This window comes from Bacillus sp. FSL K6-0073, from assembly GCF_038006085.1.
Lineage (GTDB): Bacteria > Bacillota > Bacilli > Bacillales > Bacillaceae_G > Bacillus_A > Bacillus_A cereus.
In genome coordinates, this window is sequence record NZ_JBBOUN010000001.1 from 669,816 (window position 1) to 686,214 (window position 16,399).

Here is a 16,399-nt window from a genome sequence, read left to right on the forward strand (position 1 = left end):
ATGATAAAGGAGTAGAGGAGTGGTATTTTGTTTCAAACGATAAAAAATGATTGGTTTTCTAATGTGAGAGGGGACGTGTTATCAGGAATTGTCGTTGCTTTAGCATTAATTCCTGAAGCGATAGCCTTCTCTGTTATCGCTGGTGTGGATCCGACCGTTGGGTTATACGCAGCCTTTTGTATTGCAGTTACCATTTCATTTGTTGGCGGAAGAACTGGGATGATTTCAGCTGCAACAGGTGCAATGGCATTATTAATGGTGACGCTCGTTAAAGATCATGGTTTGCAATATTTATTTGCTACAACAATATTAACAGGTATTGTCCAAATTATTTTTGGCGTGTTCAAACTGAGCTCATTTATGAAGTTTGTTCCGAAATCTGTTATGAGTGGTTTTTTAAATTCACTTGGAATTTTAGTTTTTACAGCGCAATTGCCACATTTTAAAAATGCAACTTGGCAAATGTATGCACTCGTTGTATTAGGACTTGCAATTATATATTTATTTCCACGTATTACAACGGCTGTACCTTCTACGCTTATTTCAATTATTATTGTGACGAGTATTGCACTTATGAGCGGACTACAGTTGAAAACAGTAGGAGATATGGGAAGCTTGCCTAAAGAATTACCATTCTTTAGCATTCCTGACGTGCCTTTTACAGTTGAGACATTAGGGATTATTTTACCGTATGCAGTTATGCTTGCAATTATCGGTTTACTAGAATCATTATTAACAGCTTCAGTTTTAGATGATATGACGCATACGGAAAGTAATAAGCATAAAGAGGCACGCGGTCAAGGGATCGCAAACATTGTTGCTGGTTTCTTCGGAGGAATGGCAGGTTGTGCAATGATCGGTCAATCTGTTATTAATATTAAATCAGGTGGACGAGGTCGCCTATCAACATTTGTAGCGGGCGGATTTTTAATCGTATTACTATTTGTTTTAGGAGATTATGTCGTTCATATTCCGATGGCAGCTTTAGTTGCAGTTATGATTATGGTTTCAATCGGAACGTTTGATTGGAACTCTGTAACAACAATTCATAAAGTACCAAAAGGAAACGCATTTGTTATGATTGTAACAGTTGTGATTGTCTTAATTACACATAATTTAGCATTAGGTGTAATTATCGGAACAGTAATTAGTGCGGTTTTATTTGCATTCAATATGGCAAAGATTCACGTGAAACATTTATATATTGAAAATAAGAAAATATACGAAATTCACGGTCAACTTTTTTTTGCATCTACAGCCGACTTTATAAATAATTTTTCATTTAATGAAGATGTAAAAGAAATCGAAATGAACTTTACTCATGCGCACGTATGGGATGATTCGGCAGTGGCATCAATTGATAAAGTTATCATGAAGTATGAACAAAGTGGTGTGAAAGTAAGTATAACAGGATTAAATGAACGTAGTTCAAAACTTGTTGCAAATTTAGCTACTTATAATAAAAGAATTGCTAGTTAAAAGCCTCCTTTTTAGGGGGCTTTATTATATAATACGAATAGGATAACGAAAAGGGGATTCAGCATATGTACAAACAAATTATATTAGCATGTGACGGTTCTGAACATGCACTTCGAGCAGCGGAGCATGCAACCTATATTGCGAAATGTAGCGAAGAAACAAATGTTGAAGTTGTGTACGTAGTAGATAATAGAACGGCAAAATCAGATATTATACAAGGTCAAACAGATTTAGAAACAATATCGGCTAGTCGAAAAGATAAATTAAAAGAGATTGAAGGTTTATTAAAGAAAGAGAACATTTCTTATACAATTACGATATTACATGGTGATCCTGGAGATACAATTGTTCAATATGTAAATACAGGAGATATAGATCTTGTCATTGCTGGAAGTAGAGGGCTCAATACACTGCAAGAAATGGTGCTGGGAAGTGTAAGTCATAAAATAGCAAAGCGTGTGAAATGTCCAGTGATGATTATAAAATGAAATAGAACGTAACGAAGACCTTAGTATAACTGAGGTCTTTTTTTATGTATAAATGACTCTTATTTGTGGAAATACTAGATATATAAGTTGAAAAGATGTTAACTTACAAATTTGTAAGTTAGTTGTTAGAGAAATCGATGTTATGAAATTTTTCCCATTGGTAAAATAAAAGTATCAAAGGGGAGATAGGGAGGATGGAAGTAATGAAATCATTTCAAAATTTGTCATATAGCCAAGGTGTCAGTCTTATTTGTTTAGGGGGATTTGCTGCATCTGTTACGTTAGCTGTTTTAATAAAGGTGTTTCATCAAATCTTTTAATCTTATAGTAGGGAAGGAATTGGTTGTTATCATTAGTAGGAACAGCAATGAAAATAAAAAATAGCTCTTAGCATGTATGTAAATGCTAAGAGCTATTTTTATGCTTGTTATATATTATTTAAGCTTGCTTTTGTTTTACTGATCCTGTATTTAAAGTAAGAGCAAGGAAGAACATTGCAAGTACGCAAGATGCAAGTAATAAGATGAATCCGCCATCCCATCCGAATGCATCTACGATAAAGCCCATAGCTGCACTAGCAAAAGCAGCTCCGCCTAAGTAACCGAAGAATCCAGTTAAGCCTGCTGCAGTTCCAGCAGCTTTCTTTGGTGCTAAGTCTAGAGCGTGTAGACCAATTAACATAACCGGTCCGTAAATTAAAAATCCAATTGCGACAAGTGCGATACTATCAACCATTGGATTACCAGGAGGGTTTAACCAGTAAACAAGAACTGCGATAAATACACCAACCATAAATAGAATACCAGCAGGTGCACGACGTCCTTTAAAGAGTTTATCACTCATCCATCCGCAAAGAAGTGTACCTGGAATACCAGCCCATTCATATAGAGCGTAAGCAGTACGTGAGCTACTATGAGTAAAGCTTTTTTCTTCTACTAAATAAGTAGGAGCCCAGTCTACAACGCCGTAACGTACGAAATATACGAAAACGTTCGCAATAGCGATGTACCATAAAAACTTATTGTTTAATACGTATTTAAATAAAATTTCCTTTACTGAAAGCTCGCGTTCGCGATCTTTTACTTTTTCATCTGGTGGATATTCTCCAGTATGTTCTTCAATAGAAGGTAGTCCACAAGATTGAGGTGTATCTTTCATCGTAATTAATACATAAATACCAACTAAAATTGAAAGAATACCTGGGAAGTAAAAAATACTTTTCCAGTCATCTGCGAAGAAGTATAAGCCTAATGTTACAAGTGAAGGCATAAGCGCTCCGCCAACATTATGAGCGACGTTCCAAATAGACATTTTTGTACCACGTTCGCTAATAGAGAACCAGTGAACCATCGTACGACCACAAGGAGGCCATCCCATACCTTGTACCCATCCATTTAAAAACTGAAGTACAAACATAAGTATAATGCTCGTTGTAATGAAAGAAAATGAGCCGAAAATAATATTAATGATACCTGATAAAAATAGCCCAGCTGCTAAAAAGTAGCGAGGATTACAACGATCGGATACGATACCCATAAGAAATTTACTTAATCCGTAAGCGATAGAAACTGCTGAAAGGATAACCCCAAGTTCCCCTTTACTAAAGCCTTGCTCGATTAAGTATGGCATTGCTAGTGAAAAGTTTTTTCGAACAAAGTAGTAACCTGCATAACCGATGAAGATACCTAAGAATACTTGTAAACGTAATTTACGGTATTCGCTATCAACGCGATCAGCTGGTAAGCGTTCCGCGTGGGGCGCAGGTTTAAATAATTGTGTGAAAAACATAAAATGAAAATCCTCCCCTAATTAATTCGAAGCGTTTTAAGACAGAGAACATAAAAAGGCCATGAAATATAAAAAAGTTTCCTTTTTTATGATTCATAGCCGTGTACTCCGTTTCTCCGTGACTGTCAATATTAACTTCGTCGAAAATTATACAACTTTGTGACAAAAATGTAAACGTTTTTATGAATAAAAGTATTGACGGATTTTGTTCGTGGGATTAATATTTAAATACATTAAATATTTTATTGTTTAAATAAGAGGTGGATAACATGCCAAATGATATGACGCATATCGATAAAATTCAAGCTCTTGCCTTTTCGATTGGAAAGAAAATGCAGACGGAGTTATTAGAACAAATGCAAGCGACAGGACTTACACCACCGCAGTTTTATATTTTAAAGATTTTAGATCATTATGGGGCTTCAAGAGCGACAACATTAGCGAAAAAGATGTATGTGAAGCCTAGCGCGATTACAGTGATGATTGATCGTCTAATCGATCAAGAACTTGTAGAACGCTATCACGACAAAGATGACCGTCGCGTTGTCATCATCGAGTTAACGAAAAAGGGGAAAGCTAGAGTAGAAGAGGCAATGACAGCTCGTAACGAGCATATTGCAAAATACTTTTCACATTTAGAGTTGCAAGAAAGAGAAGATTTATTACGTCTCTTTGAGAAGTTAGAAACCATTATTTGTGGGACACAAGAGAAAAAAGAGAATAACTAAGAGGAATTGAGGAGATTACATGGAGCAACAAGAAAATCAAAATAGAAAGTTGTTGTTAATCGGTTTAATTATCGCGATGCTATTTGCTGCATTAGATGGAACAATTGTTGGTACAGCAATGCCACGTATCGTCGGTGACCTAGGTGGATTAAGTTTAATGACATGGTTAACAACAGCTTATATGTTAACATCAACGACAGTTGTACCAATTGCAGGTAAATTAGCGGATTTACTTGGTCGTCGTAACGTATATATAACAGGGCTAGTTATTTTCATGATTGGTTCGGCGTTATGTGGTATGGCAAATGGTATGACAGAATTAATTATTTTCCGTGGTATTCAAGGTCTTGGTGGCGGTATTATGATGCCAATGGCTATGATTATTATTGGAGATATGTTCACGGGAAAAGAACGTGCGAAATGGCAAGGTATTTTTGGTGCATTATACGGTCTTGCTTCTGTAATTGGACCGCAAGTTGGTGGTTGGATTGTAGATGCAGTGAACTGGAGATGGGTATTCTACATTAACTTACCGGTTGGTATTTTAGCAACAATCTTTATTGCAATGGGATTAAAATCGCATAAACAAACAGGACCAATTAAAATTGATATCGCTGGAATCTTTACGATGATTCTCGGTGTTGTAAGTTTATTACTTGCGCTAACGTTTGGCGGAAAAGATTATGCATGGGATTCTTGGCAAATTATCGGTTTATTTGCACTAGCTGTAATTGGTATCGTTAGCTTTGTTATCGTTGAAACGAAAGCTGAAGAGCCAATTTTACCAATGCATTTCTTTAAAAATCGTACATTTACAATACTGAATGCGATTGGATTCTTTATGAGTATTGGAATGTTCGGCGCGATTATGTTCGTACCATTCTTCATGCAAGGTATTGTAGGAGTAAGTGCTGCTGAATCAGGAACAATTATGACTCCAATGATGATTACAATGATTGTGATGAGTATTATCGGTGGGCAACTTGTATTAAAAGTTGGTGTAAAACCACAAATTATCGCAGGTATGCTTATTATGGCCGGTGGTTTTTGGTTATTAACAACGATGGATATGCACACAACGAAGCTTACAGCTACTTCTTATATGATGGTTATCGGTTTAGGAATGGGTCTTGTAATGCCGACATTAACATTAGCGTTACAAGAAAGCTTCCCGAAAAAAGACCTTGGTGTTGTAACATCATCAAGTCAGTTCTTCCGACAAATCGGTGGTACATTTGGTATTACAATTTTAGGATCAATTATGAATAACACTTCAGGTACGACATTAACAAAGAATTTAGTACCTGTATTAGATACATTCCCGAAAGAAGCGGGACAAATGGTAACGAAATTTAAAGATATGATTCACACAGATCCACAAGGTTTATATTCAATGCTATTTAGCCCAGAGGCATTAAAACAAATGCCAGAAGCGTTCGCTAACAGTATTGTACCTATTTTGAAAAACTCTTTAGTAGACTCGCTTCATACTGTATTCTTAACAGGATTAGTATTTATCGTAGTAGGTGCCATCTTTACGATTTTCTTACAAAAAATTAAATTGTCAGATCGTAAAAAAGATGCTAAAGAGCCTGCTGTAGAAGAAAAAGAAAAAACTGTATCATACTCGTAATGAAGAAGCATCGCCTTATGGCGGTGCTTTTTTGAGTATAACCTCAAAAGCTTTTTAGTGAGAAATGATTGACGTATTTTTAGAAATACGTTATATTATTTTCTGTAAACGGTTACATGAAATGAGGAGAAAAGAGAATGAGTACGATCAAAGACGTTGCGAAATTAGCGGGAGTATCTGTTGCGACCGTTTCCAGAGTTCTAAATAAAAATGGATATGTTCACGAAGATACATTAAAAAAGGTAGAACGTGCAATTGAGATGTTAGATTATAAGCCTAGTACAGTAGCGCGTTCACTGTATAATAAAAAGTCTCGTTTAATTGGCTTAGTTGTTCCAAATATCGTGAATCCATTCTTTCCGGAAGTTGCACGTGCCGTAGAAGATGTAGCACATAAACAAGGTTACACAGTTGTCCTTTGTAACTCTGATGAAAGTTTAGAAAAAGAGAAACAATATATTGATGTGCTTAGACAAAATAATGTAGATGGATTTATTGTAGCAACGAATCCACAAAATAGTGTTAATTACATGAATTTATCTATTCCAATTGTTGCGATTGACCGTATGTTTAATGAGCGTATTCCTACTGTATATGCAGATAACTATGCAGGAAGTCAGGCTGCGACAAAGTTGTTACTAGATAAGGGATGTAAACATATTGCACATATTCGCGGTCCACGTGATGTGAGTACTGCAAATGAACGTTTTGAAGGTTTTGTAGACGTTATTACGCAAAATAATCTTTCGTATATGATTGCAGAGAGTACGTTTGATCCAGCAAATAGTGAGCGTGTAGCGATGGAATTATTAGAAGAATACCCGCATATTGATGGTATTGTTGCTGGGAATGATTTAATTGCGATCGGTATTGTAAAGGCTGCACTTCAAAAGGGGATTGCCATTCCAGATGATTTACAAATTATCGGATTTGATGGCATTTCTTTAACGGAAATGATGTATCCATCTATTACGACAGTTGCACAACCAATATATGAAATGGGGAAAATTGCAACAGAGTTGTTGTTAGAGCAAATGGAAGGAAATACATTAGAAGAGAAACATTATCGTTTGCCGATTGAAATTATAGAACGAAATACAACGAAGTAAGGAGATGAAACAGATGCCAAATATTGCAGTAGTAGGGAGCATTTCAATGGACTTAGTGGCTGTTTCAAAAAAACGGCCGAAAGCAGGAGAAACAGTAATTGGTGAAGCGTTTTATACAATCCCAGGAGGGAAAGGGGCAAACCAAGCAGTTGCTGCAGCTAGATTAGGAGCAAATGTAGCAATGGTTGGAGCGGTAGGAAATGATGATTATGGAACAGTAGTTAGAAAAAATTTAGAGAACGAACGCATTTTTATCGATTATGTGGTACCGGTTACAGATAGAACGACAGGAATTGCTCATATCGTTTTAGCAGAAGAAGATAACAGTATTGTTGTCGTACAAGGGGCAAATGCTCTTGTAAATAAGTCAGTTGTAGATCGCTCCAAAGACCTTCTTGTAAAAGCGGATATGGTTGTTCTTCAACTAGAAATTCCACTTGAAACAGTAAAATATGTATTGGCTATTTGTGAGAAACATAATATTCCTGTTATGTTAAATCCAGCGCCAGCACAAGTTTTATCAGAAGAAATTTTAGAAAAGGCAACTTATATTACGCCAAATGAACATGAGTGCCGCATCGTATTAGATGATTTCATCTCACCAATTGAAGATTTACTGGCTAAATATCCAAATAAACTATTGATGACAGAAGGTTCTAACGGTGTTCGTTTCCATAATGGGACGGAGATTGTACATGTTCCTAGCATTGCTGTTGATGTAGTGGATACAACTGGAGCTGGTGATACATTTAATGGTGCGTTAGCAGTTGCACTTTCTGAAGGAGAGACACTTCAAAAAGCAATTCGTTTCGCGAATATTGCCGGTGGTCTTTCTGTAACGAAACTTGGAGCACAGGGCGGTATGCCAACGAGAGATCGAGTACGTGAAGTGCAGGTGATTGTTGGGTGAAAAAGCATGGTGTATTAAATAGTGAAATCGCGGCAGTCCTTGCTTCACTTGGGCATACAGATACGGTTGTAATTGCTGATTGCGGGTTACCGATTCCGGATGGAGTAAAACGAATTGATTTAGCTGTTGAGATTGGAAAACCGAGTTTTTTAGAGGTGTTACAAGTTGTAGCTGATGATATGGCAATCGAAAAAGTGACGTTAGCAGAAGAAGTCATTATAAATAATGCGGAAGTAAATAAAGAAATAGAGCAGAAATTAATAGAGCCAGCATTTGAGTATGTATCTCATGAGCAATTTAAAGAGCATACAAAGAAAGCGAAGGCGATTATTCGTACAGGCGAGGCTACGCCTTATGCAAATGTAATTTTACATGCAGGCGTGATTTTTTAATAAAGGGAAGTGATGGGAATGCATATTGAAATGAAAAACATTTCAAAGGCGTTCAATGGAAATCCTGTTTTGAAGAATGCACAGTTTATGATTGAAACAGGAGAAGTCCATGCATTGATGGGGGAAAATGGAGCGGGTAAATCAACGCTCATGAAGATTTTAACAGGTGTATACAAAAAAGATGGTGGGACAATCACGATTGATGGGCAAGAGCGCACCTTTAAAAATGCGAAAGAAGCTGAAGAGTACGGCATCGCATTTATACATCAAGAACTAAACATATTGCCGAATTTAACAGTAGCTGAAAATATGTTTCTCGGTAAAGAGTTAATGTATGGGAAAACAGGTATTTTACGCACTCGACAAATGAACGCCATTGCGCAGCAGCAACTAGCGGAGTTAGGGTTGCATGTAAGAGGCGCTATGTTAGCAGAGGAATTATCGGTTGGACAACAGCAAATTATCGAAATTGCGAAAGCATTAATGACCAACGCGAGCGTTATTATTATGGATGAACCTACTGCGGCACTGACGGATCGTGAAATCGAAACGCTCTTTACAGTAATCAATAAGTTACGTAAAGAAGGTGTTTCATTCGTGTACATTTCGCATCGTATGGAAGAGATTTTCTCAATATGTGATGCTATTACGATTTTGCGTGATGGAGAATACGTCGGAAAGAGATTAATTCCAGAAACATCATTTGATGAAGTAGTGAGTATGATGGTGGGGCGCAGCATTGGTGAACGTTATCCAGAGCGAAATAGTCAAATTGGTGATGTCATTTTTGAAATGCGTAACGGAACGAAGAAAGGGAAATTTGAAAATGTTTCTTTTCAAGTGAGGAAAGGTGAAATCCTTGGTGTAGCTGGTTTGATGGGAGCTGGCCGTACAGATATTATGAAAGCGATATTTGGATACGAACCTTTAGACTCTGGACAAATTTTTATAAATGGACAAGAGGTAAAGATTGATAGTCCAATAGATGCAATTAGACAAAGAATTGCTTTTATTACAGAAGATAGAAAGTCTGAAGGATTAGTGTTAGATTTTTCAATTCGAGAAAATTTAGCTTTACCGAATTTAGAAAGTCTTTCAAAGGGAAGTGTTCTAAGCAATGAGCTAGAACAACAGTTTACAGAGGATATGATGAAGCTTCTTAATGTGAAAGCATCTAGCGGAGAGCAGGCAGTGAAATCTCTTTCTGGTGGAAATCAGCAAAAGATTGTAATCGCAAAATGGCTAGGCATTCATCCGCAATTACTCATTTTAGATGAGCCAACAAGAGGTGTTGATGTTGGAGCGAAAAAAGAAATTTACTCTATTATGAATAAGCTTACAGAGCAAGGCGATGCCGTTATTATGGTATCATCTGAGCTTCCGGAAGTTTTAGGGATGAGTGATCGAGTTCTTGTTATTCATGAAGGAAAAGTCGGCGGAATTTTAGAGAAAGATGAGGCATCACAAGAGTCTATTATGGCACTAGCTACAGGGGGAGAGTAAGGATGGCTAAGAAGGGGAATGTATTACAACAACTCGGTTCTTTAATCGGTTTAGTATTAATTATCGTCGTAATTACAGCTTTAAATCCAGCGTTCATTGAAATTCCAAATTTATTTAATATACTGCGTCAAGTATCGATTAATGCGCTTATTGCATTCGGAATGACCTTCGTAATTTTAACAGGGGGTATTGACTTATCGGTAGGTTCTATTTTAGCATTATCAAGTGCACTTGTTGCTGGAATGATGGCAAGTGGCATGGATCCGTTCCTTGCAATGGCAGTTGGATTATTAGCAGGTCTTGTAATGGGAATTGTAAACGGTATCATCATTGCGAAAGGAAAAGTAGCTCCATTTATTGCAACTTTGGCAACAATGACTATTTTTCGGGGGTTGACGCTTGTTTATATGGACGGACGTCCGATCACTGGTCTTGGTGATCATTTAATGTTCCAAATGTTTGGCCGCGGTTATTTTCTTGGTATTCCGGTACCAGCTGTTACAATGATGATCGCTTTCGCAGTACTGTACTTCATTTTGAAGAAAACGACATTTGGTCGCCGTACATTTGCAATTGGTGGAAATGAAGAAGCAGCAGCACTATCAGGTATTAATGTTACGAGAATTAAAGTAATGATTTACGGTCTTTCCGGAATTTTGGCAGCGCTTGCAGGTATTGTCTTAACATCACGATTAGATTCTGCACAGCCGACTGCAGGTACTTCTTATGAATTAGATGCAATTGCAGCAGTTGTATTAGGTGGAACAAGTCTTTCTGGGGGAAGAGGATGGATTGTTGGTACATTCATCGGTGTACTTATTATCGGTGTACTAAATAACGGTTTAAATTTATTGGGTGTATCTTCTTTCTTCCAACAAGTTGTAAAAGGACTTGTAATCTTACTAGCTGTATTAATTGATCGCAGAAAAGAAGCGTAATGGAGGGACAGTTCATGAAGAAATGGTTACTTATACTCGTTGCATGTATTATGGTCATTACTGCTGGTTGTTCAATGGAACCGCCAGAATGGGCAAAGGATTCTAGCGATAAAGGTCGAAATAAAACTATTAAAGTTGGATTCTCTGTTTCAACTTTAAATAATCCCTTTTTTGTAACTTTGAAAAAGGGTGCAGAAAAGAAAGCGAAAGATAGTGGCATCGAATTAATTGCTGTTGATGCACAAAATGATGCAGCAAAGCAAACGAACGATGTTGAAGATTTAATTCAAAAGGGTGTCGATGTAGTTGTTATTAATCCGACCGATTCAGATGCTGTTGCTTCAGCAGTAAGTGCGGCAAATGCAGCAAATGTTCCTGTTATTACAGTAGACCGCGTTGCGAATTCAGGTAAGGTTGTTTCTCACATTGCTTCTAACAATATCGAAGGTGGTCAAATGGCTAGTGATTACATTCGGGAATTAGTTGGCGAAGGAGCAAACGTTGCTGAGTTAGAAGGAATCCCTGGATCTTCCGCTGCTCGTGAACGTGGGAAAGGATTCCATAACGTAGCCGATAAGTCTTTAAAAGTAGTTGCAAAACAAGCGGCTGATTTTGATAGAGCGAAAGGATTATCTGTTATGGAAAACATTTTGCAAGCAAATAGCGATATTAAAGCCGTGTTTGCTCATAACGATGAGATGGCATTAGGTGCACTTGAAGCATTGAAGTCTGCTGGAAAAACAGATGTAGTAGTTGTTGGATTTGATGCAACAGAAGATGCTGTGAAAGCGGTTAACGATGGGCGTATGGCTGCAACAGTCGCTCAAAAACCAGAATTAATCGGAGAGAAGGCGATGCAAACAGCAAAAGAGATAACACAAGGTAAAAAAGTGGACAAATCTATTCCGATTGAATTAGAGCTTATTAAGAAAAAAAAATAAATATAAAATGAAAATTAGGAAGGAAGAATAACAAATGAAATTCTTTATTGATACAGCAAACATTAACGAAATTAAAGAGGCAAATGCATTAGGCGTATTAGCTGGAGTAACGACAAATCCATCACTTGTAGCAAAAGAAGGCGTAGATTTCCACGAACGCATTCGTGAAATTTGCAACGTTGTAGAAGGACCTGTAAGTGCAGAAGTAATTAGCTTAGAAGCTGATAAGATGATTGAAGAAGGAAAAGAACTAGCGAAGATTGCTCCAAACGTTGTTGTAAAAGTTCCAATGACAACAGAAGGTTTAAAAGCAGTAAAAGCGTTCTCTGATTTAGGAATTCGTACAAACGTTACATTAGTATTCTCAGCAGTTCAAGCATTACTTGCAGCTCGTGCTGGTGCAACATACGTTTCACCATTCTTAGGTCGCTTAGACGATATCGGTCATAACGGTATGGACTTAATTCGTCAAATCGCAGAAATCTTTGCAATTCATGGCATCGAAACAGAAATCATTGCAGCATCTGTACGTCACAGTGTTCACGTAACTGACGCAGCATTAAACGGTGCACATATTGCAACAATCCCAGCAAACGTAATTGCTTCATTAGTGAAGCACCCATTAACAGATCAAGGAATTGAGAAATTTTTAGCTGATTGGGAAAAAACACAAGAGAAATAATAGAAAAGCAAGAATCCTAGTTTAATTGACTAGGATTCTTTTTTTTATTTAAAAGAATTTTCATGCAATTTTGCATATTGTCTTTTAAATTTGTTATATAAGATATTTAATATATATCACATAACTCTTTATTTTTCATATTTCGACATAAAGTGAAACTTTAATCAGTGGGGGCTTTGTTCATCCCCACACTGATTATTAATTGAACCAAGGGATAAAAAGATAGAGGGTCTGACCAGAAAACTGGAGGGCATGATTCTATAACAAAAAGCTTAATGTTTATAGAATTATGTCTTTTTATATAGGGAGGGTAGTAAACAGAGATTTCGACAAAAATGCACCAATTTATCTGAATTTTAAGTTTTATAAAAGGGGAGAAATGGAATGAGAAGAAAAGCACCATTTAAAGTGTTGTCATCATTAGCAATTGCGGCAATTATCGGATGTACATCTGTAATGAGTGCTCCGTTAGCATATGCAGAAACGGCAGCAAAAGAGAAAGATAATGTATCTACAACACCAATTGATTACAATTTAATTCAAGAAGATCGTTTAGCGGAAGCACTGAAAGAAAGAGGAACAATTAATCCAGCATCTTCTAAAGAAGAGACGAAAAAAGCTGTTGAGCAATATATTGAAAAGAAACAAGGAGATCAGGCGAATAAAGAAATTCTTCCAGATGCTCACTCACAAGAAACGTCTGATTTCACAAAAAAAGTAAAAGAGAAAAAGATGGAAGAAAAGGAAAATGTAAAAAAGGCTGAAAAAAATGTTAGCCTTGAGCAAAAGCCAGAACCAAATAAAAAGCAATTGAATGAGCAAGTTCCAACTTCAAAAGCAAAGCAAGCTCCATATAATGGATCTGTTCGATCGGATAAAGTATTAGTGCTACTCGTTGAATTTAGTGATTATAAACATAATAATATTGATCAAACACCAGGTTATATGTATTCGAAAGACTTTAGTAGAGAACATTATCAAAAGATGTTGTTCGGTAATGAGCCTTATACTTTATTTGATGGTTCAAAAGTAAAAACGTTTAAACAATACTATGAAGAGCAGTCTGGTGGTAGTTATACGACAGATGGATATGTAACGGAGTGGCTAACTGTTCCAGGAAAAGCATCTGATTATGGAGCTGATGGTAGCAGTGGTCACGATAATAAAGGTCCGAAAGGTGCACGTGATTTAGTGAAAGAAGCTTTGCATGCAGCTGCTGAGAAAGGACTAGATTTATCCCAGTTTGATCAATTTGATAGATATGATACAAACGGGGACGGGAATCAAAATGAACCTGACGGTGTAATTGATCATTTAATGGTAATCCATGCTGGTGTTGGTCAAGAAGCTGGTGGCGGTAAATTAGGTGATGATGCGATCTGGTCACATCGTTCAAAATTAGCAGTAGATCCAGTAGCGATTGAAGGTACGAAATCAAAGGTAGATTACTTTGGTGGTAAAGTCGCAGCACATGATTACACAATTGAACCGGAAGATGGAGCTGTAGGTGTGTTTGCACATGAATTTGGACATGATCTTGGATTACCAGATGAATATGACACGAAATATACTGGAAATGGTTCACCAGTCGAAGCTTGGTCATTAATGAGTGGAGGTAGTTGGACAGGGAAAATCGCAGGAACAGAGCCGACTAGTTTTTCACCACAAAATAAAGACTTTTTACAAAAGAATATGGGTGGCAACTGGGCAAAAATATTAGAAGTAGATTACGATAAAATTAAGAGTGGTGTGGGAGTTCCTACCTATATTGATCAAAGTGTTACGAAATCAAACCGTCCAGGCGTTGTACGTGTTAACTTACCAGGTAAAAGTGTTGAAACGATTAAACCGGAGTTTGGAAAGCATGCATATTATAGTACAAGAGGCGATGATATGCATACAACGTTAGAGACACCATTCTTTAATTTAACAAAGGGAACAAATGCAAAATTCGATTATAAAGCAAATTATGAGTTAGAAGCAGAGTGCGATTTCGTCGAAGTACATGCAGTAACAGAAGATGGAATGAAGACGTTAATTGATAGACTTGGAGAAAAAGTAGTCCAAGGAGATAAAGATACAACAGATGGGAAATGGATTGATAAATCATATGATTTAAGTCAATTTAAAGGCAAAAAAGTGAAACTACAATTCGACTATATTACAGATCCGGCTGTAACATATAAAGGTTTTGCGATGGATAATGTAAATGTAACTGTTGATGGACAAGTTGTATTTTCTGATGATGCAGAAGGACAGTCTAAAATGAATTTAAATGGTTTTGTTGTTTCTGATGGGACAGAGAAGAAAGCTCATTACTACTACTTAGAATGGAGAAACTATGCGGGATCAGATAATGGATTAAAAGCAGGAAAAGGTCCAGTGTACAATACAGGTCTTGTCGTTTGGTATGCAGATGATAGCTTTAAAGATAACTGGGTTGGGATGCATCCAGGTGAAGGATTCCTTGGTGTTGTTGACTCTCATCCAGAAGCGCTAGTTGGTAATTTAAACGGGAAACCAGCATACGGTAATACGGGCATGCAAATTGCAGATGCTGCATTTTCATTTGATAAAACACCAGCATGGAGTGTAAATTCATTAACACGTGGTCAGTTTAACTATTCTGGATTACAAGGTGTTACAACTTTTGATGATTCAAAAGTATATAGTAACAAGCAAATTGCAGACGCAGGAAGAAAAGTTCCAAACCTTGGACTTAAATTCCAAGTTGTTGGACAGGCAGAAGATAAATCGGCAGGCGCTGTTTGGATTAAACGCTAATAACATAAAAGCACATTCTTCATATGAAGAGTGTGCTTTTTAATTTGTACAGTAAGTTATTATTTTAGCTTATGTAATACAAGTCTCTGTTCATATGTAGTGTATCAAATTATGTGGGGAAAGGAAATATTTCCGAGGAAATTGTCGAAGTATCGTCGGTATTTATACACCTTTTTTGTAAAAGAAGAAATGTAGTATTGCCTTTACAGTTTAATTTATTTACATTGTTACTTGGTTACACACAAAAGTAATATATTCGGCAGTAAAAGAGCGCTATTGGATAGTGCTCTTTTTGTAGATAGAAAGGAGTTGAGTTAAATGAAAGAAATAATTGAATGTCCACAGTGTGAAGGAGAGATTACTGCGCAACATATTATTGATCTCCCGCATCCTTTTTCATTCAGATGTCCACACTGCAAGGTGAAGTTAAAAGAAATGAGAATCACACCGTGCTTAATATTAGCAGCAATTTGTATCATTCCACTGTTTATTATAATTGGAGAGAGTATTAAGGAATTACTAGTAAAATATTTTTCTATTATAGATGATGTACCAACTGTACTTATTTTCTTCTTATTTTGTTATCCATTGTATTATTTCTATGAAAAATATAATGCTATATTGTTTATTAAATACGGCTTATTGAAAGTTAAAAGTTGAATTGAATAGGAGATTATCATAATGCTTTGGAAAATATATTTAGTTATTGTAGCAATGTTAGCTATTATTTCGTTAGTAAGGGGCATGTTTCAAACACCAATTCAAAAGTTTGACTTTGTAGTTTCTATTATTATGTGGATAGGGCTCTTTGGTTTTGTATTTGATATACAAATATTAACCTCAATTGTTTGGAAATGTATTTTCTTGTTTAGCATCATTTGGACTTTAACTGCAGTTTTTGTTTTTCGTTTATATGAGGAGCGAGATGAGCCGTTACCTTTTATATTTAAAGTAATTGGAATTATTCCAACGCTTCCATTATATTACGGATTATATCAATATGCATTTTAAAAAAGACAACGAT

Annotated in this window: 16 protein-coding genes; 15 read left to right on the forward strand and 1 reads right to left on the reverse strand. The window is 36.5% G+C overall.

All coding sequences use genetic code 11. The annotated features are described in order from the left end of the window. The first annotated feature begins 27 nt into the window (after window positions 1-27). The 3 genes from MHB52_RS03390 (at window position 28) to MHB52_RS03400 (ending at window position 2,287) form a co-directional block, all read left to right on the forward strand. On the forward strand, window positions 28-1,479 hold the full coding sequence (locus MHB52_RS03390) for a SulP family inorganic anion transporter (RefSeq protein ID WP_000487914.1): 1,452 nt from the start codon (window positions 28-30) through the stop codon (window positions 1,477-1,479). Between the two features lie 65 nt (window positions 1,480-1,544). Then, window positions 1,545-1,967 carry a universal stress protein gene (locus MHB52_RS03395; RefSeq protein ID WP_000277998.1) on the forward strand — a complete coding sequence of 141 codons (423 nt, stop codon included), beginning with the start codon at window positions 1,545-1,547 and terminating at the stop codon, window positions 1,965-1,967. 203 nt (window positions 1,968-2,170) lie between these two features. Further along, complete coding sequence (locus MHB52_RS03400) at window positions 2,171-2,287, forward strand: DUF4027 family protein (protein ID WP_000834733.1); 117 nt, start codon at window positions 2,171-2,173, stop codon at window positions 2,285-2,287. A gap of 118 nt (window positions 2,288-2,405) precedes the next feature. On the opposite strand, the gene glpT is transcribed toward MHB52_RS03400, so the two are convergent. Further along, entirely contained in the window at window positions 2,406-3,755 is a 1,350-nt protein-coding gene (gene glpT / locus MHB52_RS03405) for a glycerol-3-phosphate transporter (protein WP_000466384.1), read from the reverse strand. A 269-nt stretch (window positions 3,756-4,024) separates the two neighbouring features. On the opposite strand from glpT, the gene MHB52_RS03410 reads away from it, so the two are divergent. The 12 genes from MHB52_RS03410 to MHB52_RS03465 all read left to right on the forward strand — a co-directional run bounded on the left by MHB52_RS03410 (window position 4,025) and on the right by MHB52_RS03465 (window position 16,386). Continuing rightward, window positions 4,025-4,483: a MarR family winged helix-turn-helix transcriptional regulator gene (locus MHB52_RS03410; protein WP_001132365.1), complete on the forward strand. Its 459-nt coding sequence runs from the start codon at window positions 4,025-4,027 to the stop codon at window positions 4,481-4,483. A gap of 19 nt (window positions 4,484-4,502) precedes the next feature. After that, on the forward strand, window positions 4,503-6,116 hold the full coding sequence (locus tag MHB52_RS03415) for an MDR family MFS transporter (RefSeq protein ID WP_061664102.1): 1,614 nt from the start codon (window positions 4,503-4,505) through the stop codon (window positions 6,114-6,116). 137 nt (window positions 6,117-6,253) lie between these two features. After that, window positions 6,254-7,225: a ribose operon transcriptional repressor RbsR gene (rbsR, locus tag MHB52_RS03420; protein ID WP_016117166.1), complete on the forward strand. Its 972-nt coding sequence runs from the start codon at window positions 6,254-6,256 to the stop codon at window positions 7,223-7,225. 13 nt (window positions 7,226-7,238) lie between these two features. Then, on the forward strand, window positions 7,239-8,135 hold the full coding sequence (gene rbsK, locus MHB52_RS03425) for a ribokinase (protein WP_016117167.1): 897 nt from the start codon (window positions 7,239-7,241) through the stop codon (window positions 8,133-8,135). After that, window positions 8,132-8,527, forward strand: coding sequence for a D-ribose pyranase (gene rbsD, locus MHB52_RS03430; protein ID WP_000716151.1), 396 nt, complete (start codon window positions 8,132-8,134; stop codon window positions 8,525-8,527). Before rbsK ends, rbsD begins: the two co-directional genes overlap by 4 nt. 18 nt (window positions 8,528-8,545) lie before the next feature. Beyond that, window positions 8,546-10,030, forward strand: coding sequence for a ribose ABC transporter ATP-binding protein RbsA (gene rbsA / locus MHB52_RS03435; RefSeq protein WP_016117168.1), 1,485 nt, complete (start codon window positions 8,546-8,548; stop codon window positions 10,028-10,030). A 2-nt stretch (window positions 10,031-10,032) separates the two neighbouring features. Continuing rightward, window positions 10,033-10,968, forward strand: a complete 936-nt coding sequence (locus tag MHB52_RS03440) for an ABC transporter permease subunit (protein ID WP_001074641.1) — start codon at window positions 10,033-10,035, stop codon at window positions 10,966-10,968. Between the two features lie 14 nt (window positions 10,969-10,982). Beyond that, the gene (rbsB, locus tag MHB52_RS03445; RefSeq protein ID WP_044797147.1) at window positions 10,983-11,909 is read left to right on the forward strand and encodes a ribose ABC transporter substrate-binding protein RbsB; all 927 of its coding nucleotides are present in this window, start codon (window positions 10,983-10,985) and stop codon (window positions 11,907-11,909) included. A gap of 34 nt (window positions 11,910-11,943) precedes the next feature. Beyond that, a complete protein-coding gene (fsa, locus tag MHB52_RS03450; protein ID WP_000667661.1) occupies window positions 11,944-12,591 on the forward strand; it encodes a fructose-6-phosphate aldolase in 648 nt (215 codons plus the stop codon). A 384-nt stretch (window positions 12,592-12,975) separates the two neighbouring features. After that, window positions 12,976-15,375, forward strand: a complete 2,400-nt coding sequence (gene inhA2 / locus MHB52_RS03455; protein WP_061664103.1) for a M6 family metalloprotease immune inhibitor InhA2 — start codon at window positions 12,976-12,978, stop codon at window positions 15,373-15,375. 318 nt (window positions 15,376-15,693) lie between these two features. Further along, entirely contained in the window at window positions 15,694-16,035 is a 342-nt protein-coding gene (locus MHB52_RS03460) for a hypothetical protein (protein ID WP_000658666.1), read from the forward strand. A gap of 21 nt (window positions 16,036-16,056) precedes the next feature. Next, window positions 16,057-16,386 carry a hypothetical protein gene (locus MHB52_RS03465; RefSeq protein WP_061664104.1) on the forward strand — a complete coding sequence of 110 codons (330 nt, stop codon included), beginning with the start codon at window positions 16,057-16,059 and terminating at the stop codon, window positions 16,384-16,386. Window positions 16,387-16,399 lie beyond the last annotated feature (13 nt).